Source organism: uncultured Desulfovibrio sp. (assembly GCF_910584445.1).
Classification (GTDB): Bacteria; Desulfobacterota; Desulfovibrionia; order Desulfovibrionales; family Desulfovibrionaceae; genus Desulfovibrio.
This window is the reverse complement of record NZ_CAJUBO010000021.1, coordinates 1-19,179: the sequence shown is the minus strand read 5'-3', so window position 1 is coordinate 19,179 and position 19,179 is coordinate 1. Positions and strand designations below refer to the sequence as shown.

General features: G+C 66.9%; 12 protein-coding genes. 2 read left to right on the top strand and 10 right to left on the bottom strand.

What is annotated here, in order from left to right; all coding sequences use genetic code 11:
* Position 1 precedes the first annotated feature (1 nt).
* From QZ294_RS09480 to QZ294_RS09455, 6 genes are all read right to left on the bottom strand, one after another.
* Positions 2-988, bottom strand: a complete 987-nt coding sequence (locus tag QZ294_RS09480; RefSeq protein WP_297049438.1) for a DNA polymerase III subunit delta' — start codon at positions 986-988, stop codon at positions 2-4.
* A 38-nt stretch (positions 989-1,026) separates the two neighbouring features.
* Complete coding sequence (locus QZ294_RS09475; protein WP_297049435.1) at positions 1,027-2,304, bottom strand: adenylosuccinate synthase; 1,278 nt, start codon at positions 2,302-2,304, stop codon at positions 1,027-1,029.
* A 255-nt stretch (positions 2,305-2,559) separates the two neighbouring features.
* Complete coding sequence (gene glgP / locus QZ294_RS09470; protein WP_297049432.1) at positions 2,560-6,807, bottom strand: alpha-glucan family phosphorylase; 4,248 nt, start codon at positions 6,805-6,807, stop codon at positions 2,560-2,562.
* 173 nt (positions 6,808-6,980) lie between these two features.
* A complete protein-coding gene (locus QZ294_RS09465; protein WP_297049429.1) occupies positions 6,981-8,375 on the bottom strand; it encodes a glycoside hydrolase family 57 protein in 1,395 nt (464 codons plus the stop codon).
* On the bottom strand, positions 8,375-9,700 hold the full coding sequence (locus QZ294_RS09460) for a glycosyltransferase family 4 protein (protein ID WP_297049426.1): 1,326 nt from the start codon (positions 9,698-9,700) through the stop codon (positions 8,375-8,377). The genes QZ294_RS09465 and QZ294_RS09460 overlap by 1 nt, the downstream gene beginning before the upstream one ends.
* On the bottom strand, positions 9,700-11,871 hold the full coding sequence (locus QZ294_RS09455; RefSeq protein ID WP_297049424.1) for an amylo-alpha-1,6-glucosidase: 2,172 nt from the start codon (positions 11,869-11,871) through the stop codon (positions 9,700-9,702). Before QZ294_RS09455 ends, QZ294_RS09460 begins: the two co-directional genes overlap by 1 nt.
* A 512-nt stretch (positions 11,872-12,383) precedes the next feature.
* Between QZ294_RS09455 and alr the strand changes: the two genes are divergently transcribed.
* Both alr and QZ294_RS09445 read left to right on the top strand, forming a co-directional pair.
* Complete coding sequence (gene alr, locus QZ294_RS09450) at positions 12,384-13,517, top strand: alanine racemase (RefSeq protein WP_297049421.1); 1,134 nt, start codon at positions 12,384-12,386, stop codon at positions 13,515-13,517.
* Between the two features lie 10 nt (positions 13,518-13,527).
* Positions 13,528-14,466 (top strand): hypothetical protein, encoded by a 939-nt coding sequence (locus QZ294_RS09445; RefSeq protein WP_297049418.1) that lies wholly within the window; start codon positions 13,528-13,530, stop codon positions 14,464-14,466.
* A 389-nt stretch (positions 14,467-14,855) separates the two neighbouring features.
* Here QZ294_RS09445 and QZ294_RS09440 read toward each other — a convergent pair whose 3' ends face one another.
* The 4 genes from QZ294_RS09440 to QZ294_RS09425 all read right to left on the bottom strand — a co-directional run bounded on the left by QZ294_RS09440 (position 14,856) and on the right by QZ294_RS09425 (position 18,850).
* Positions 14,856-15,218 carry a polymer-forming cytoskeletal protein gene (locus QZ294_RS09440; protein ID WP_297049415.1) on the bottom strand — a complete coding sequence of 121 codons (363 nt, stop codon included), beginning with the start codon at positions 15,216-15,218 and terminating at the stop codon, positions 14,856-14,858.
* Between the two features lie 27 nt (positions 15,219-15,245).
* Positions 15,246-16,352, bottom strand: coding sequence for a rod shape-determining protein RodA (gene rodA, locus QZ294_RS09435; protein WP_297049412.1), 1,107 nt, complete (start codon positions 16,350-16,352; stop codon positions 15,246-15,248).
* On the bottom strand, positions 16,345-18,303 hold the full coding sequence (gene mrdA / locus QZ294_RS09430) for a penicillin-binding protein 2 (RefSeq protein WP_297049410.1): 1,959 nt from the start codon (positions 18,301-18,303) through the stop codon (positions 16,345-16,347). The genes rodA and mrdA overlap by 8 nt, the downstream gene beginning before the upstream one ends.
* Positions 18,304-18,379: 76 nt before the next feature.
* Positions 18,380-18,850 carry a hypothetical protein gene (locus tag QZ294_RS09425; protein ID WP_297049407.1) on the bottom strand — a complete coding sequence of 157 codons (471 nt, stop codon included), beginning with the start codon at positions 18,848-18,850 and terminating at the stop codon, positions 18,380-18,382.
* Positions 18,851-19,179: the final 329 nt, after the last annotated feature.

Below are 19,179 nucleotides of genomic sequence, written 5' to 3'. Positions count from 1 at the left end.
GTCATGCCCCGTTTTCGGCCGTCCCTTCCCGCAGGAGCACAAAGAGCCGGCTGGCGAAGGCCTCCATGACGCGGGCCGGCGCCACGCCGTAGCGGAGCATTTCCTGGGCCTCGTCGAGCCAGCGGCCGCACAGGGCCGCGCGCGCCTCCGGGGACGTCGGCGCCCCGCGGTGCCGCGTTCCGTGGTCAGCCGCGGGGCTGAACGGCGCCAGGGCCGCATCCAGCGGGCCTTCCGGGGTCCTCTGGGACAGGACGCGGAGGAGCGCCCTCTGGCAGCCCAGAAGGAGCCTGCCCGCCAGTGCCGCGTCCAGGCCGCCCCTGGCGGCGGTCTTTTCGAGCAAGCCCTGGCCGGTACGCAAAAAGTCCGCCAGCGTCGTTTCCCAGGCGGCCAGCGCCGGGTCGGCGGCGGGGCTGTCGGGCCAGGGCAGTGTGAGGCAGAAGGCGCGGGAGACCAGCGTGGGCAGCAGTTGCTCGCGTTGCGGCGCCAGCAGCACGAAGACCGTGTGCGGGAGAGGCTCTTCCAGGGCTTTGAGCAGGGCGTTGGCGGCTTCGTCCCGGCTGGGCGAAAGCCCCATGAGCAGGACGACGCGACGGCCCGCGCCGTGCGGCGCGTCGCGCAGGCGGCTCTTGAGTTCGCGGGCGCGGCGCATGTTGAAGGCCAGCACCGGGCCGGGGTTTTCCTCGTCCTCGCGGTTGGCGATGCGGCCGTCAAAGGCCAGGACGTCAAGATGCTCTCCGGCGGCGATCTGCCCGCAGACCGGGCAGGCAAGGCAGGGGGCCGCGGGCTGTCCCCGGTCGGCCGCGGCGAGCGCCTGCGGGCAGTTGCAGGCCGCGGCCCAGTAACGCGCCAGATCCTGGCGCGAGGCTTCCGTGCCGCCCTCCAGCAGCAGGGTCTGGGGCGGGGTGAGCGCCAGACGGTCGAGAATGCCGCGCAGGCGGGCAAACTCCTCGCCCGTGATGGCCGGAAGAAGGCTGTCGACTGCGTCCATGACGTCGGGCGGCGCCGCGGGACGGCGCGGAACGCCGGTCAGCGCTCGATGGTCTGTTCCCGGCCAGGCCCCACGGAGACGAAGGAGATCCGCGCCCCGGCGAGTTCCTCCAGACGCTCCACATAGGCGCGCACCGTGTCCGGCAGTTCGGCGAAATCACGGCAGCCGGAAATATCCTCCTCAAAGCCCGGGACTTCCTCATAGACGGGCGTCACGCGTCCAAGGGCGCCTTCCTCCTGCGGCAGGTAGTCCAGCGTCTTGCCGTCCAGTTCATAGGCCACGCAGATCCTGAGGACAGGCAGGTTCTGGAGGACATCCAGCTTGGTGAGCGCCAGGTCCGTGATGCCGTTGAGGCGCACGCTTTCGCGCGCCACCACCGCGTCGAACCAGCCGCAGCGGCGCGGGCGCCCCGTGGTGGCCCCGAACTCGTGGCCGTTGGTACGCAGGTAACTGCCCGCATCGTCCAGAAGCTCGGTGGGGAAGGGTCCTGAACCCACGCGGGTGGTGTAGGCCTTGATGACGCCCACCACGCGCTCCAGGGCGGACGGCGCCACGGCGCTGCCGGCGGCGGCATTGCCGGCCACGGTGTTGGACGAGGTCACAAAGGGATAGGTGCCGTGGTCGATGTCGAGATGGATGCCCTGCGCCCCCTCGAAGAGCACATCGGCGCCGGCATCCATGGCGGCATGGAGCCTTGCGTCCGTATCCTGCACATAGGGCAGCAGGCGCGGGGCCAGGGCGAGCAGGGCGTCGCTGACGGCGTCCGGGTCCAGCGGCTCGAACTTGTACAGCTCGCGGAGCAGCACGTTTTTTTCCAGCAGCGCGTGGCGCACCTTGGCGCGCACAAGATCCGGGTCGGCCAGGTCGCCCGCGCGCAGACCCACGCGCGCGGCCTTGTCCTCGTAACAGGGACCGATGCCCCGGCCGGTGGTGCCGATCTTGTGCCCCGCGCGCTTGGCCTCGCGCGCCTTGTCCAGGCTTTTGTGGTAGGGCAGGATAAGGTGCGCCTTCTTGCTCACGGCAAGGCGGCCGGGCGAGACATCGACGCCGCGGGCGGCCAGCTCGTCCGTTTCGTGCAGGAACACCTCGGGGTCGAGCACCACGCCGTTGCCCACCAGGCACAAGGCGCCGGGATGGAGGATGCCGGAGGGGACGAGATGGAGGATGGTCTCCTCGTTGCCGACCCTGATGGTATGCCCGGCATTGTTGCCGCCCTGAAAGCGCACGATGACCTGGCTGCGGGCGCTGAGCATGTCAACGATCTTGCCCTTGCCTTCGTCGCCCCATTGCGCGCCGATGATGACTGTATTAGCCATGATGCCACCTTTCCCTTTGGATTTGCCGCGCGTGGCGGCGCCTTTCGGGCGCGGCCGGAAGATGCCCGGCGCGCGGCCGAAGGGCGGGATGTCCGCTGCGCTCGACCGGAATTTTAACTGTAGAGTGGAGGCGAGAGCAAGTCAAGGCGGCATGCCTGCCGGACCCTTTCGCCGGGGACGCCGCGCGGCAAAAACGCCCCTCCCCCGGGGGGGGGAGGGGCGTCGGTTCCAGAGGTCCGGCGGAAGCCGGGCCAGCTAGCCCCAGAGCACGAGACCCGTCGCCAGCGGGGAACTCAGGCCCCTGTGCACGGGCATGACCCTGATGCCATAGCGATAGGCGCCGTTGCGCCGGGGGATATAGGTGGCCGAGTAGATGATGCCATTGCCGTTGGCGCGCGGCTCCAGCCGCAGGACATCCGGCGTGTCGCGGAAATTGCCGTTGGCAAAGGTCCTGCCGATGACGAGCTGGACGAGGATCTCCTCCGGCTTCATTTCGCCGGGGGTCAGGCGCAGGCGCACATTGACCGGTTCGCCGCAGAACATGGTGTTGCCGTCCGCGCCGCTGAGGATGATCTCCTCCAGCTTCATGGTGCCGAAGCGCACGGCCAGGTCTTCGCGCCAGGCGGCGAGTTCGCGGCACAGCTCCCAGTTGTTCTCCGCCAGTTCGTCCCGGCGCCCGGCGGCCGGGCAGTACGCCGCCTCCACATAGTCGCGGACCATGCGGTTGCTGCTGTACATGGCGGTGAGGCTCTTGAGCGAACGCTTGGACATGGCGATCCAGCTGGCGGGCAGCCCCGCGCTGTTCTGCTCGTGATAGAGCGGCAGCACGGCGTTCTCCAGCAGGGTGTAGAGGGCTTCCGCGTCGGAGTAGTCGTTCTGCTCTTCGGTGGGCAGTTCCAGACTGACCACCGGGCCGATGGTCCAGCCGTTCTGGCGGTTGTAGCCCTCGCACCACCAGCCGTCGGAAATGCTCAGGTTGATGCCGCCGTTGACCGGGAGCTTCATGCCGCTGGTGCCGGAGGCCTCATGCGGACGGCGCGGCGTGTTCAGCCACACGTCGCAGCCCTGCGAGAGCAGGCGCGAGACCGCGAGGCTGTAATCCTCCATGAAGAAGATCTTGCCGAGGAAGCGCTCGTCGCGGCTCATTTTGATGACTTCCTGAAGGATATTGATGCCCGCCTCGTCCGCCGGATGCGACTTGCCCGCAAAGACAAAGGCCACCGGGCGCTCGGGGTCGTTGATGATCCTGGCGAGGCGGTCCGGGTCGGAAAAGAGCAGCGTGGCGCGCTTGTAGGGCGCGAAACGTCGCGCGAAACCGATGAAGAGGGTGCCGGGCTTGAGGGCGCTTTCCATGAGGGCGCGCTCGGCGCGGTTCAGGCGGAATTTCTGCGCGTAGGCCGGGATGCCCGCGCGCAGCGCGTTCAGCAGTTCTTCCTTCTGGGTCATGCGCGCGGCCCAGTAGATATCGTCCGGGATGTCGTCCACCCTGGCCCAGATGGGCGAATCCGGCCCGGCCTGGAGCCAGCCCTCGCCCAGATATTGCGTGAGCAGTTCGTGCATCTGCGTGCCCACATAGGAGGGCGTGTGCACGCCGTTGGTCACATAGGTGATGGGCGTTTCCGCCAGGGGCAGGCTCTTCCAGAGTTTGTTCCACATATGGCGCGAGACCTCGCCGTGCAGGCGGCTCACGCCGTTGGCCCAGGAGGAGAGGCGCAGGGCCAGGACCGTCATTTCGAAGTTGTGGGCGTTGCCCCCCTCCATCTGGCCCAGCTGGACGAACTGGGTCCAGTCGAGTCCGAGCTTGGTGGCGAACTGACCGAAATAGCGGCCCACGAGGTCGAGGGAGAACGACTCGTTGCCTGCCGGCACCGGCGTGTGCGTGGTGAAAACGGTATTGGAGCGCACGCGCACCGTGGCCTCGTCATAGCTCATGCCCTGACCCATGCATTCGAGCAGCCGCTCGATGACGAGAAAGGCCGAATGCCCTTCGTTCATGTGATAGACATGCGGCTCCAGCCCCAGGGTGCGGATGAGGCGCACGCCGCCCATGCCGAGGAGCATTTCCTGGAGCAGGCGGATCTCGCGGTTGGCCTCATAGAGCCTGTCGGTGATCTTGCGGTCTTCCTCGCTGTTGCGGGAAGTGTCCGTATCCATGAGGTAGAGCGTGACGCGGCCCACTTTCATCTGCCAGATGCGCGCGTAGAGGATGCGGCCCGGCAGCTCCAGCTGGACGAAAAGCGGTTCGTTGTTGGCGTCCGTGACCTGGCTCACGGGCAGCTGGGCGAAGTTGTTCAGGGGATAGACCGCCACCTGACGGCCATTTTCGTCGATCTCCTGCTTGAAATAGCCGTTCTTGTAGAGCAGGCCGATGCCGAAGAGCGGCACCGCCATGTCCGAGGCGCTCTTGAGGTGGTCGCCGGAAAGCACGCCCAGGCCGCCGGAATAGATGGGCACGGACTCGTTGATGCCGTATTCGGTGGAGAAATAGGCCACGGGGTGCGCGGCCGTGACATGCTCGTCGATGTCACGCAGCGGCTCGGCCATGTAGGCGTCGAATTCGGCCATGACCTCGCCGTAGAGGCGCAGATACTCCTCGTTGGCGAGCAGGCTCTCCAGCCGTTCCGAATCCGCCTGGCCCAGCACCTGGATGGGGTTGTGGCACTTGTCCCACATCTGCGGGTTGAGGGTCATGAAGAGCGCCTTGGCCTTGTCGTTCCAGCACCACCAGAGGTTGTTGGAAAGTTCGCGCAGGCGCGCCAGTTCGGGCGGCAGCTCGGCGACGGCGAGAATGGGCCGCAGGAAGGGCGTCACCGAGGAGGAGGCCTGGAGCACCCGGTTCATGCCCTCGCGCTCCTCGTTCTCCAGCTCGGTGCGGGCCGCGGCCTTTTCCAGGGCGATGCGGAACGCCTCGAGATAATTGGCGAAAAAGTGGCTCCAGGAGGTGAGTTGGGCCACATCCCGGGCGCTCCTCCGCAGGGTGGCGAGCGTCTCCGGGTCCATGGTGGCGGCCTTGAGCACATAGTTGTGCAGGATCTCCGCGCTCTGGTCGAAGTTCATGCCGCGCCGGGGCATGACGGCGACGCCGCTCGTCTCCTCGCTGCCTTTCTGGGCGTCGCGCGCCCACATGCCGAAGCCGGAAAGGTCCGTGGTGAGCGTGGGCACGGCCCAGGCCGCGCATTCCTGCGGGGTATAGCCCCAAGGCTCGTACCAGGAGGGGAAGAAGCCCATGTCGCAGGCGGAGATGACATCCTCATAGGGCATGTTGAAAAAGCCGTCGTGCCCGTCCAGCATGGCGGGCACGAAGATGACCTTGACGTGGCTTTCCGGCTGGTTGTTGAGGCCGAGACGGCGGCAGGCGTTGATGATGGGGTCCTGCGGCGCGTTCCAGGCGTGATGGCTGCAGATGAAGGGCTGCCCGTTGTCCGTGGCGGCGGGGTCGCCGGAGATGGCCGCCGGGTTGACGCCCGTGTGCCCGCCCATGACCAGGCAGAGGGCGAGGATGGAGGCGTCCGTGCCGCGCAGGTTCTTGTCCGCGCGGGCCAGCGCGTCGAGGAAGATGTCGATGCCCTTGTTGTGCATCTCGTAGCGGCCGGAGATGGCGAAAATGCGCGTGGAGGGCGAAAGCTCTGTCCGCAGGAAGCGGTTGGCCGCGGCCATGACCCGGGCGCGGTGTTCCAGGGGTTCCTGGCGTTTTTCGGAAAAGTCGGGGATGACCCGCATGTCCAGGCCGTTGACCGTGATGACGTCCGGCGAGCGGCCGAGAAAGACCGTGGACTCCTCGCCCGTGATGGGGCTTACCGTGGTGAAGGCGTCGGCCTCGCGCGCCGAGGCGCTTTCCATGGACCACTTGGCCGTGATGTTCTGGGCCGCCGCCTCCTGGGCGGGGTTGATGCTTCTGAGGTTGGAGTAGATGTCCCGCCCGGTGCCGGCAAGCGCGCGGCCGAGCATGGTGGCGTGCGTGGTGAAGACCGTGCCGATGGAGGGCGCGTTCTTTTTCAGGCTGAGCAGGCCCGCGCCGCACATCCATTCATGGAAGAGGGCCACGGAGCGGCCGCCCGTGGGCTGGACGAGGCATTCGTGGATGGCCGCGATGACTTCGCCGCAGGCCGTGGCGAACATGACGGGTTCCACATAGTCCCAGCCGCCGGACAGGGAATCCACGCCGAAGCTCTTCCAGAGTTCGTAGAGGAGCTGGTTGCTGCCGTAGCGCTGGTCGAAATTCACCAGGATGGCCTTGGGCCTGCCCGGGATGTTCCAGCGGCCCAGGCTGCACTTGAGATTGCGCGCCGCGAGCGCCGAGCGCACGGAATCCCAGATATGCTCGTCCGTCTCTTCAAATCCCGCATTGTGCTGGAGCATGGGACCGAGGAGGAAATAATCCTCCCCGAAGGTCTCCACGGCCTGGAGGGCCTTGCTGCTGACGACGGAGTAGATGCCCCCGACCTTGTTGCAGACTTCCCAGCTCACCTCGAAAAGGCTCACGGGAGCATTGTGGAATTCCATAGCTTCTCCTTTGGGCGTCGCCGGGCGCGACTGTCCTGTGTGCGTGGGGACTGCCTGTGGCCGTATCCTGTCCGTACAACGCGAAAACCGCCGCCCCCGCGCGGAAGCGGAGGCGGAACCGGCGCGGGACCGCGGGGCTGCCCACACGGTCCCGCGCGGCGTTCAAAAGCGGTTCAGTTCTTCTTTTCCCCGGTCTTGCGGGCCGGGGCGGGCGCCTTCGTCCGTCCGGCGCCGGCCTTGCCGGTCCCGGGCGCTTTTTTCGCGGCCGCGGTCGCCGGGGCTTTCTTTGCCGGGGCCTTTTTCGCCGCGGGCCTGCGGGCCGTGGCGGCGGCTCCGGCCGGTGCCTTGCGGGGCGCGGCCGGCCCGGCTTCCAGTTCCTTTTCCGCTTCCGCCGCGGCCACGCGCATCTGAAGGTCCGCGAGCACATTCATATAGGTGATGTAGGCGTCATACGGGCCGGGAAACGGATTGGGCCTGTCCGGCGCAAAGGCCGTGAACCATTTCGTGGACATATAATGGAAATGGTCGGAACTTTGCAAGCGCTCAAAATCCTGCGTGATCTGCGGGATGCCGAGGGCGTGGACGCGCTCGGTCATGCCGTAGAGGGAGTGGATGGCATCTTTCTGCATGTCGTTGCCGAGCCAGGCCGTCAGGTCGCGCCCCTCGTAATCCCAGGACATGAATTCCGGCACGTCGATCTCGCCCACGCGGGGGAGCTTTTTCACGGCTTCGGCCGGAGTGGTGAAGCGGAAGTCCCCATTGGCGAGGATGCGCTCCGGCAGCGCCTCCATAAAGGCGAAAATGCCCGATTCGCGCGTATTCCGCAGGCCGAAGACATGGTAGTCGTTGAAGATGTTGATGATGTCCGCATCGGCGGCCAGGCTGTGGATCCAGGCGGCGTATTTTTCCGCCGTGAGCGGCCACTGGTCCCAGGCCTGATCGCTGAAGCGACGCCCCAGGTCCGCGGAAAGGGAGATGTTGCGCAGGAACAGGCACACCTCCGGCGCGCCCGCGGGGGTATAGAGATAGTTGGGGCTGCGCCAGCCGAGCACATGGTCCGCGCCTTCGGCGAGCACGGCCTTGTAGCCCAGCTCGCCCAGGGCCACGCCCATGTCGTTGTTATAGACCAGCTCGGCATTGCGGTAGGTGACGGGCTTTTTGCCGAACAGGCGCTTGATGCGTTTGGCGTGGGATTCCACCTGGCGGACGAATTCCCCGCGCGAGTAGAGAAAGGAGAGGCTGTGGGGCGCGGTCTCGGCGGCAAATTCCACGCAGCCGGTCGCGCTCAGGGCCTGGAAGCTCTCCAGCACTTCGGGGGCATACTGCTCGAACTGGTCGAGCGCCGTGCCGGAGATGGAGAAGCAGACCTTGAAGTCCTTTCCGTACCGGCGGAAGAGCTTGAGCAAAAGGTCGTTCATGGGCAGGTAACAGGTCCGCGCCGTGTAGAGGAGGATGTCGCAGTTGCGGTCATCGTCCTCATAAATGGAGTTCTGGCCCATGTCGAAGACCGTGTAGCGCCGCAGCCTGTACGGTTCATGCACTTCATAGCAAAGGCAGAGAGCTGGCATCAGTTGCCTCCGGTGACGTTGCGGTAAATATGCAGAAGCTGATCCGCCGCGTTGCCCCAGCGGATGGATTTCATCTCTTCGCGGCAGTTTTTCACAAGCTCCCTGGCGAGGCACGGATAGCGGAGCACGGCGCAGATCTTGTCAGCCATGTCGCGCGTATCCCAGAAGTCGGCCTTGAGCGCGTGTTCAAGCACTTCCGAAACGCCCGACTGGCGCGAGAGCAGGACCGGCACATCGTAGAGCATGGCCTCCAGCGGCGTGATGCCGAACGGTTCGGACACGGAGGGCATGACATAGAGGTCACTCAGGGCGAACATGCGGTCCACCTGCTCCCCGCGCAAAAAGCCCGCGAAGTGGAAGCGGCTGCCGATACGCAGGCGCCCCGCTCGCCGCACCAGGCGGGGGAGCATGTCGCCGCTGCCGGCCATGAAAAAGCGGACATTGGGGATCTTTTCCAGCACCAGGCGCGCGGCCTCCATGAAATATTCCGGCCCTTTCTGGAAGGTGATGCGCCCAAGGAAAAGCACGCGCTTTTCGTGGCGGATGCGCGGCGGGATCTCGTAATGCCGCTCCACCTCGTGGCGCTCCACCGCGTTGTAGACCACCTTGACCTTTTCCGGCGGCACGCCGTAGCGCTGGATGACCATGTTGCGCGTGAGCTGGCTCACGGCCACCACAACGTCGGCCGCCAGAAGGCCCGCGCGCTCGATGCCCGCCACCACCTCGTTGATGTTCTCGCCGCTGCGGTCATATTCCGTGGCGTGGATATGCACCACCAGCGGCTTGCCGGTGAGCGCCTTGGCGAGCATGCCCGCGGGGTAGGTCATCCAGTCATGGGCATGGATGACGTCGAACTCCTCGCGCAGGGCGATGGCGCCCCCCAGGCGGCCGTAGCGGTAGACCTCGGTCATGAGGTCGGGACCGTAGCCGCCCTTGAGCTGCCAGGTGAAGGCGCGCGTGCCGTCCAGCCGGAGGGCTTCGCCGCCGGGCGTGGTTTTGGCGCTCATGCGGCGCAGCGCTTCCGTGTAGCTCTCCGGCGTCATGTAGGGCATGAGCGGACTTTCCACGGAGAGGAAGCGGATGTTGGAGCGCCAGACCTCCTGTCCGGCCCAGGCGATGCGCTCCTGGACCTCTTCGGTGATGGGTGTGCCCGAGGCCGATTCCAGGCGCAGGAAGTCATTGGAGCCGTCCCCGCGCACATGCGGCAGGACGAAGATGACCTCGGCGCCGCGCTGGGCCAGGGCGCGCGTCATGCCGTAGCAGGCCGTGCCGAGACCGCCGCTGATGTACGGCGGAAACTCCCAGCCGAACATTAATACTCGCATTATGCGTCCCCCTTCTTCGCGCGCTTGCCCGACGGCGCCGGGGAAGGCGTGGTTGGCGTTGGGGAATCGTCATCAACGATCATGGTCACGCGGCAGATGCCGGCCGTGTCGCCGGTGCTGGGGAAGGCGAGCCGGTGCGCGATCCGGTGTTCCCAGGCGTTGTAGACGCCGGGCGCGGCCCGCTTGAGACGGATGAGCATCCGCAGGCATTCCGCCACGCTCCAGGCCTGGGCGATGGTGCCGTTGGCCCGGGCCGGCGGCGACGCGTCGAAGATCTCCGAGATGCTGCCGAGGCCCGCGTTCATCAGATGATCGGAGAAGAGCGGGGTCACGCGGTCCAGCAGGCCCCGGGCCGCGCCGTCCACGTCCCAGGCCACGCGCAGCAGGCCGTCGGTGTACTGCCCGAGCAGCCACGGCCAGACCGTGCCCTGGTGATAGGAGGCGTCGCGCTCGGCCGGCCCGCCCTCGTAGCGGCCCTTGTAGGCCGGGTCCGCCGGGGCGAGGGTCCGCAGCCCGTACGGGGTGAGCAGCCGGTTGCGGACGCACTCCACCACCTGGGGACGGTACTGCTCTTCGAGGATGGGATGCGGCAGCGAGACCGCGAGGATCTGGTTGGGCCGGATGCTCTGATCGAGCATGCCGTCGCGCCAGACATCGCCGAGGTAGCCGCCGTCGCGCGCCACCCAGAAATGCTCGAAAAAGCTCTGGCGCATGCCGCGCAGGTCGCCGGCGTACCATTCCGGCTCGTCGAACTTGTGGGCCAGGTGATCCACAAAGGCCAGGGTATTGTACCACAGGGCGTTGAGTTCCACCGGGCAGCCGTGGCGCGGCGTCACGGGCCGGCCGTCGGCCATGGCGTCCATCCAGGTGAGCTGCGTGTGGCCGTTGCCCGCGTGGAGCAGGCCGTTTTCGTCCACAAAGATGTCCATTCCCGGACCCTTGCGGTAGCCGGCCACGATCTCCTTGAGGGCGCTCCAGGCGTGCTCGCGCACCCAGGCGTAACCGTCGGGATTTTCCGCCAGATAGGCCTGGACGGCAAAGGCGTACCAGAGCGCGGCATCAGCGGAATTGTAGGCGTGCGCCCCCCGATCGGAAAAACAGTTGGGCACGAGTCCGTTTTTCATGCTGGCGGGCACCTGGGCGAGCACCTCAAGCCCGAAGGCCGTGCGGCCGCCGTAAAAGGCCAGCCCGGGCAGGGCGATGAGCGTGTCCCGTCCCCAGGCGTCGAACCAGTGGTAGCCGGCGACGACCGCCGCCGCGCCCGTGGTGTTGTGCACGCAGAACTGTTCGCCCGCCTTTTCCAGATGGCCGATAAGCCCGCGCACTTCGCGGTGCGCCGCGCCGCGCGGTTCGCTCTCGGCGCGCCAGAGCGCCTCCAGGTCCGTCGTGCCGCCGTTTTTGCCCGCCGCCGGGACCTCTTCGGTGCCCACGGCCACATAAACGCTGCCGCCTTCCGGCAGCGGCGGGAGCGGAATGTCCATGACGCCGGGCTGGAACAGGTCCTCCCTGTCCGGGAAGCCGCGTTCGCGCTCGTGGAAATAGACCACATTGTAGAACCAGTCCGGCGCGGGCGTGAAGAGCGAGGCGCTCCCGGCCTGGACATAGAGCGGGGGCATGCCGTCATAGGGCGTGATGGCAAAGCCGCCGGGCACGGCGTCGGTATGGGTCCGCACCTGCGGATTTGCCCTGGCAAGCTCGTGAAAGCCCCGATAGGCGAGCAGCGGCCTGAGCCGGAGCGTGAGCTGCGGCAGCCGCGCGTGACACCTGGGGGGGCCTTCCAGCGTCCAGCGGAAGAGGACGCGGTTCTGCCCTTGCATCAGCAAAACCTCGCGGCGCAGGCGCACGTCGCCCACCCGGTAGGTGAACTGCGGCCACGGGTCGAGCGTGAACTTCTCCAGATACTGGTGCCCGGAGGGGTGCAGGACGCCGGGATGCTGGCGGGTGGAGATGGGAAATTCCTTGCCGCCGCCGAAGAGGGATTCCTCCATGGCGGAGAGCAGCACCTGGCGCCCGTCGGGCGTGGCGATCACGAGCAGCCCGTGATATTTCCGGGTATTGCAGTAAAGGATGCTGCTGCTGGCGTAGCCGCCCAGACCGTTGGTGAGCAGCCACTCCTTGCGGAGGGCACGGCGTGTATTCTGGCAGGCGGCTTTGTCGAAGCTGAACCGCATACGGCCTCCTGGACGTACAGGTTGGAAGGAAGCCGGGCTGTGCTGCGGAAGCGGAGAGAAGGGAGACGAGAGGGCAGCGCATGACCCGTTCGTTCGGCCGCTGGCTCTCTGACCGCGCGGCCCGGCGGGGGGATGGTTCTGCGGGCGAAAAACCGGGAAAGATGCAGGGTGCCCGATGGCGCGTTCCTCCGCCGCGATGGCTCCAGTGTAGAGGATTTTTTTGTGCCTGTCGAGGCGTTGCGGGCATTGGCGGCATGTCCGCGGCTGTTTTTGCCGGAGAATTCCGAAAGTTTCCACACAGCCGGAGCGTTTTCGCAAGGAAATCGCGGAAACTCTCCTGCAAAAGCGGGCGCTGCAGGCCGCCCCTTGATGCTTCGCGCCGTCTCCTGTACAACCATGGCACGCGTTCGCCCGGCGCGGCCCATACTGGAGGGGCGGGGCGAACGTTTCGTGCGGACGGAGGTCCCCTCCGTCCCGGTCGGCCGCAGGCCGACAGCCCAGCCGGAGCATCCATGTCGTGTACGTTCACGCCCGCCTTCTGCCGCATTGACCTTGCGGCCATACGCCGCAATTTCCACCGCATGGGCAGTCCCGCGGACCTCATGCCGGTCATCAAGTCCGACGCGTACGGGCACGGGCTGCTGCCTGTGGCGCGCGTCCTTGCCGAGGAAGGCGCGCTGCGCTTTGCCGTGGGCACCGCCGACGAAGGCGCGGAACTGCGCCGGGCCGGCATGGGGCAGGAGATCGTGCCCCTCATGGGCTGCCTCACCGGCGACGACTGGCGCACCGCCGCGGCCTGCGGACTCACGCCCCTGATCACCTGTTTCGACGACATCGCGGCCGCCGCCGCGGCCGCATCGGCCTGCGGCGCGCGCCGCCTTCCCGTGGCGCTCAAGTGCGATACCGGCATGGGGCGCCTCGGCTTCGCGCCGGAGGACGCCCCCGCCCTCGCCGAGCGGCTGCGCGCCCATCCCGCGCTCGCGCCGCGTCTTGCCCTTTCGCACCTTTCCAGCGTGGACATGCCGACGGAAGACGCCTACACCGAAATGCAGATCCGCCGCTTTGAGCGCTTCCTCGCGGGCCTGCGGACGGCCTTTCCCGACATCCTGCCCTCCCTGGGCAATTCCGCGGCGACCCTCGGGCCTGCGCGGCAGCGCAGCGGCATCTGCCGTCCCGGCCTGGCGCTCTATGGCGGCGATCCCTTTGCCGGCACCGGGCGCGAGCTGGCGGACGGCTCCCTGGAATGGGCCATGAGCATCGCCGCGCCCATCCTCGCCGTCCATCCGCTCCGGGCGGGAGAAAGCGTTTCGTACGGGCGCATCTTCACCGCCCCGCGCGACATGCGCGTGGCGGTGGCCGCCGCGGGCTATGCCACGGGCTATGCGCGCGCGCTTTCCGGCCGTGTTTCCCTGCTCGTGCGCGGGCGCCGCGTTCCGCAGGTGGGCAGGATCTGCATGAGCATGCTCATGCTTGACGTGAGCGCGTTGCCCGAGACCACCCGGGGCGACCTCGCCTGGGCGCTCGGCGGCCCGGCGGAGCCTGGCGAACGCCCGGTGGACGCGCAGGAACTGGCGCAACTGCTGGACACGATCCCCTACGAGATCCTCTGCCTCATGGGCGCGCTCAATCCGCGCCGCTACGTCTGACGGGCAAACGATGATGAAGACGAACCCCTTCTGGCGGCGGTTGCGCGCGGCGCTGCGCCGCCGCGAACCTCCGCCCGCGGCCATCTTCCAGTCCGCCTGGAAGCACCAGGCGATGGTCAGCGTCAGCTTTGTGGACAGGCGGCGCAGCCTGCACAATGTGGAGTGCCGCATCCATGACATCCGCAAGGGCCGCGTCAATCTGGAACTTGTCTTTCCCCTGCGCGCGGCCCTGCTGGAACGGGGGCGTTGCGCCCTGTACTTCAAGCTCCCCCCGGCCGTGCTGAAACGGGAGTTCGGCATCAGGTCAAGCCCGGGGCAGAACGGCTTTCTCTGCCGAAGCTCCCTGATCCCCGGGACGATCGACGCGCGGGGCGACGTGCGCGACATCAGCGTGGAAATGCCCCGCGGCTACACCCGGCGGGAGTTGCGGCGGCATGAACGTTACCGGGTCTTTTCCGGCCAGGTGGACGATGCCGGACTCTGGATACCGGCGCGGACCGCCCCCGGGGCGCCGCCGGACCTGCCGGGGACGGGACGCCAGTACGCCGTGCGTCTCGTTGACATCTCCGCCGGAGGGGCCAAGGCGATCCTGGAAGACGTGGAATTTTTCGACGAGTTCACCCTGCTGGACGAAAGCCGGCTCCTGCTGCGCCTGAGCCTCAACCTGACGAGCGGCGAACGGCTGGATACCTTCCTGCTCTGCCGCTGCGTGAGCAGCAGCTACAGCATCCGCCTGCGACGCCTGACGCTCCTGCTCCAGTTCCTGTCGCCGTGCGCCCCGCCGGACCATGGCGCCGCTGAACTCTCCACAGACATGGACGCCGCGGCGGCCAATGGCGACGAGGAGACGGACAGGAGCGGCATCGCCGTCATCCGCCACTGGCTCGCCGCGGACTACGAGCGTCTGACGGCCGGCGGACCGGAAGGCTCCAAAAACGGCGGGGACTGAACGCCCCGGGCCGGGTGGGGCTAGGCTCAGACCTCATTAAAGTACGTTATGGTTTTTTCAGCAAGGAAAAGAGTTTTTTCCACTGGCCGCCCGGAGCAGAGCGAAGGGCGGGGCTGTCGCCGCAAGGATCCTAAAAAATAAGATTTTTTTGCGCTGGCAAGGAAGTGGACGATTTTTGGAGGGAGTGTACTCACGTACATGACCGACAAAAATCGCCCAGTGACGCGACCGAAGGCGGCGCGAAGCGCCGTGCCCGTTCGAGCGAAGCGAGGTACGGGCATCGTCCGCAACGCGTCAGGCCAGCGCAAAAAAGGCTGTTTTTGACGGATGATTGTGGCATCGCACAAGCTGCCACACCCCAAGCCAGCAGTCACAAATAGGTCCAGACCCTAGTTCTCCGCGGACGCGTTTTTGGACGCCATGGCGCCGGGATTGCGCATGGTGATCTGGCCTTCGATGATGCCGCCTTCCTCGGTGAGCAGGCTCGGCGTCTGGAGCGTGCCTTCCAGCACGCCCGAGGCATAGACCACCACGCGCCGCTTGGCCGTCACCTCGCCGTTGAAATGCCCGGAAAGCAGAAGCTCGCCCACGGCGATGGTGCCGTGCACCTGGGCGTCCTTGCCCACATTGAGCGTGCCATCGCTCGTGATGTCGCCGGTGAACCTGCCTTCGACGCGCACCGTGCCCTTGAAGCTGAGCTTGCCTTCATACACGGTATCCGAGCCGAGATAGGCGATCTCATCCTTGCCCATTTTTCCTCCCCCGTCATGACGCGGATGCTAGCCCTTGAACATGAAGCGCCGCATGGACACATTAAGCACAATCCCGAGCAAGGTAAAGTTGACGAGCGTCGCGCTGCCGCCATAGCTGATGAACGGCAACGGGATGCCCACCACCGGCATGAGGCCGATGACCATGCCCATATTGATGAAGATCTGCCAGAAAAAATAAAAAAAGACGCCCACCACGAGCATGCTGCCGAACCTGTCCTTGGCCTGGACGGCCGTGGAAAAGACGGACAGGAGGAACAGGCAGAACAGCGTCACCAGGGCGACGCAGCCCACAAAGCCCCATTCCTCGCCGAAGACCGCCACGGCGAAATCCGAATGGCGCTCCGGGAGAAAACGGAGCTGGCTCTGCGTGCCCTCGCCATAGCCCTTGCCCCAGATCTCGCCGGAGCCGATGGCGATGCGCGACTGGAGGATGTGGTAGCCCGAACCGCGCGGATCGTTGCCGGGGTCCAGAAAGGTGAGGATGCGCCGGCGCTGGTAGTCATGCATGCCCACGAACCACATGAACGCCGCGGCGCAGGGCGCGGCCACAAGACAGGTCTTGATGACGTAGCCCCTGACCCCGTGGAAGAGGATCATGCCGCCGAGGATGAGCAGGATGAGCATGGTCGTGCCGAGGTCCGGCTGCATGAGGATCAGCCCTGCCGGCACAAGGCCCACCGCAAGGACCGAGCAGAAGGCCTTCCAGCCGAGCGGGCGCCCGTCCCTGGCGAGCAGGCGCGCGCCCAGCACCAGGACGGCCAGCTTGGCAAGCTCGGAGGGCTGGATGCTCATGAAGCCGAGCGAGAGCCAGCGCCTGGCGCCGTAAACCGTCTTTCCGGCCACCGGCACCAGGAGGAGCAGGACCAGCACGATGAGAAAGAACGGCCACGCCATGTTCCGCAGGCGGCGATAATCAAAGCTCATGGCCGCGAGCATGCCGCACAGGCCCACCAGCCCCCAGATGAGCTGGCGCTGGTAAAAGTCGGAAAAGGCCAGCCCCGCCTCAAGGCGCGTGCCGCTGGCGGAATAGAGGTTGCCCACGCCCACGAGATAGAGGGCGAACATGCAGCCGAGCAGGCCCCAGTTGAGGTGGCTGAAGAGGCGCTTATCCATGGCCTGCACCAGCTGCGGGCAGCGCGGGCGCGGCCGCGCCTCCGGGCGCCGTGCCGGCCGCCGCCCGGGGCAGGGGCTGGACGGGCGGGGGCACGCCGGTGTCCGGCCCGAACAGGTGTTCATACACGCGCTTCGCCACAGGCCCGGCCACGCTGGAGCCGCCGCCGCCGTGCTCCACCATGACGATCACCACGTAGCGCTTGCCGTTCTTGCTGCCCCAGGTGGCGATCCAGGCATGGTCGCGCTGGGCGTATTCCATCTCGGAAGAGCGCAGGCGCCGGTCGCCGGCGGCCATCTTGAGCTTGACCACCTGGGCCGTGCCGGTCTTGCCGCCCATGTCCGCGTCCTTGCGGCCCACCACGCGGGCCGTGCCCGCTCCGGCGGTCTTGCGCATGGCATTGACGACAAAATCCAGCGTTTCCTGACGCGCGGGCACATGCCCCCGCACCTCGCGCGGCGCGTTTTCCAGCAACTGGGGCTTGAGCAGGTCGCCGCCGTTGAGCATGGCCGACACATAGACGGCCATCTGCACAGGCGTGACCAGGGTATAGCCCTGCCCGATGGAGACATTGAAGGTCTCGCCGCGCACCCAGGGCCGCTTGAACCGGCGTTTCTTCCACGCCTTGGAAGGCACGAGCCCGGACTTTTCGTGCGGCAGGTCGATGCCCGTGGGGCTGCCGAACCCGCAGGCCCTGGCGAACTGCTCGATCCTGTCGATGCCCAGACGCTCGGCCATGAGATAATAGTACACGTCACAGGAATGGATGAGCGAACTCTCCATGTTCATGCTGCCGTGGCCGCCCTTTTTCCAGCAGCGGAAGATCTGGTTGCCCAGGCGCACCTGCCCGGCGCAGAACACGGTGTCGCGCGGGCTTACCCCGCGCTCGAGGAACATGGCGGCCATGAGCAGCTTCCACACCGAACCCGGCGGATAGACGCTCTGGATGACGCGGTTCTGGAGCGGGAAGCGGTTGCTGGTACGCAGGGCTTCCCAGTCGCGCCGGGAAATGCCGCCCGCAAACAGGTTGTTGTCATAGGCCGGGGAGGTGACGAGCGCCCGCAGCTTGCCCGTATCAGGCTCCATGACCACCACGCAGCCCGCCTCGCCGTTGAGCGCGTTCCAGGCGGCGCGCTGGAGGTCGCGGTTGAGCGAGAGCTGCATCTCCGCGCCGCCGCGCGGCTCCTCGCGCAGGGTCTTGCCCAGGGCGCGGGCGTGGGCGTCCACCTCCACGTCGTAGAGGCCCTTGCTGCCGCGCAGGTCTTTTTCCAGCTTGAATTCCAGGCCCTGCTTGCCCACCAGATCGCCCATGGCAAGCGCCGGGTCGGACTCCATCTCCCGCTCGTTGGCCTCGGCCACATAGCCGAGCACATGGGCGAAAAGTTCGTTCTCGGGATAGCTGCGCTTGGTGCGGACGACGATCTCCAGTCCCGGCCAGGCATGGATCTCGGACTCGATGCGCGCCACCAGGTCAAAGTCGATGTCCGTGATCATGAGCAGAGGCTCGAAGGGTTTCACCTTGAAACGGTCCTGCTGGTACTTCTCCTGCACATGGGCGAGGGGGATGCCCGACCAGGCGCTGATCTGGGCGAGCGTGGCGGGCAGGTCCTCGCAATCCTCGCGCACGAGGGAAAGGCCATAGGCGGTGCGGTTGTCCGCCAGGACGCGGTTGCCCTGGTCGAGGATGCGGCCCCGGGGCGCGAAGATGCGCTCCTGGCGCAGGCGGTTTTCCTGCGCCTGCCGGGAGAACTCCGCGCCCAGATGGACCTGGAGATACCAGAAACGGACCACAAAGACGAAAAAAAAGATCCCCACCAGCACCTGGAGGAGAATGACGCCGCCACGCGGGGGCTGGTAGCCCTCGTTTTCCACCTGGATCCTGAGCCAGGAGCGCCCCTGCGGGCGCCGGTTCTCCCCGCCGGTGGCGGTCGGCTGTGCGTCGTTCTGCTGCATGTGTTCCAGAGGGGTTGGAGTTGGCCCGGCGGCAGCCACCGCCCGGGGCGCGTTCAGCGTTTTTTCGACATTCCCGTCATTCCTCGGCCGGGGGCGCGTTCCAGCCCCGCGCCGCCACGAGGAGGCGCCAGGCGAACGGCATGAACAGCGCCTGGACGAGGCTCTTGTCCAGCGTGTCCTCCACGTTGAACGTCAGGTTCTGCAGGGGCGCCATGAGCCACGTCACGCCGTAGTAGGCCGCGCCCAGACAGGCCGAAAGCAGGAAAACGAAGACGAAATTCTCCACCTGAAAGAGCCAGCGCCCGATCCTGAACAGCACGATGGTGGCCGCATACCAGACGATGACCGCCCCGAAGGGCCGCGTGCCCATGCCTTCCTGCACAAGGACAAAGAGCGGCAAAAGCCAGACGAGGTTCCGGTAATCCCGTTCCTGAAGCAGGATGATAAGACCGACCGCCAGAACGTCCAGCCCCGGCACGAGCGCCTGGAGGCAGACCCCCACCGCCAGAAAGCTCAGCCACCAGAGAGCGGCGCGGAACGCCTTCATCTCTGCCGTCCCGGCCGTCCGGCATTGCCCGCGGGCCGCCTCATGGCAGCACCACGCGGTAGCGGGGCGCGCGCTCCCCGGAGCCGGCGCCCGGGCGGACGGAAGGCTGGGCAGGCGCCACGGGCATGCCCCCGGCCGCCGCTGCTGGTCTGTCCGGCGCGGGTCTGTCCGCAACGGGTCTGTCCGCAGCGGGACGGGCCGGCGCGGTGGCTTGCCGCGTTGCGGAAGCGCCGTCCCGGGCTGCGGGCCGGCCGGACGCCGCGGACGGCGCGCCCGTCGTCGCGGGTGCCGGAACGGACCCCTGCCCGGCGGTCACGCCGGGAACGGCC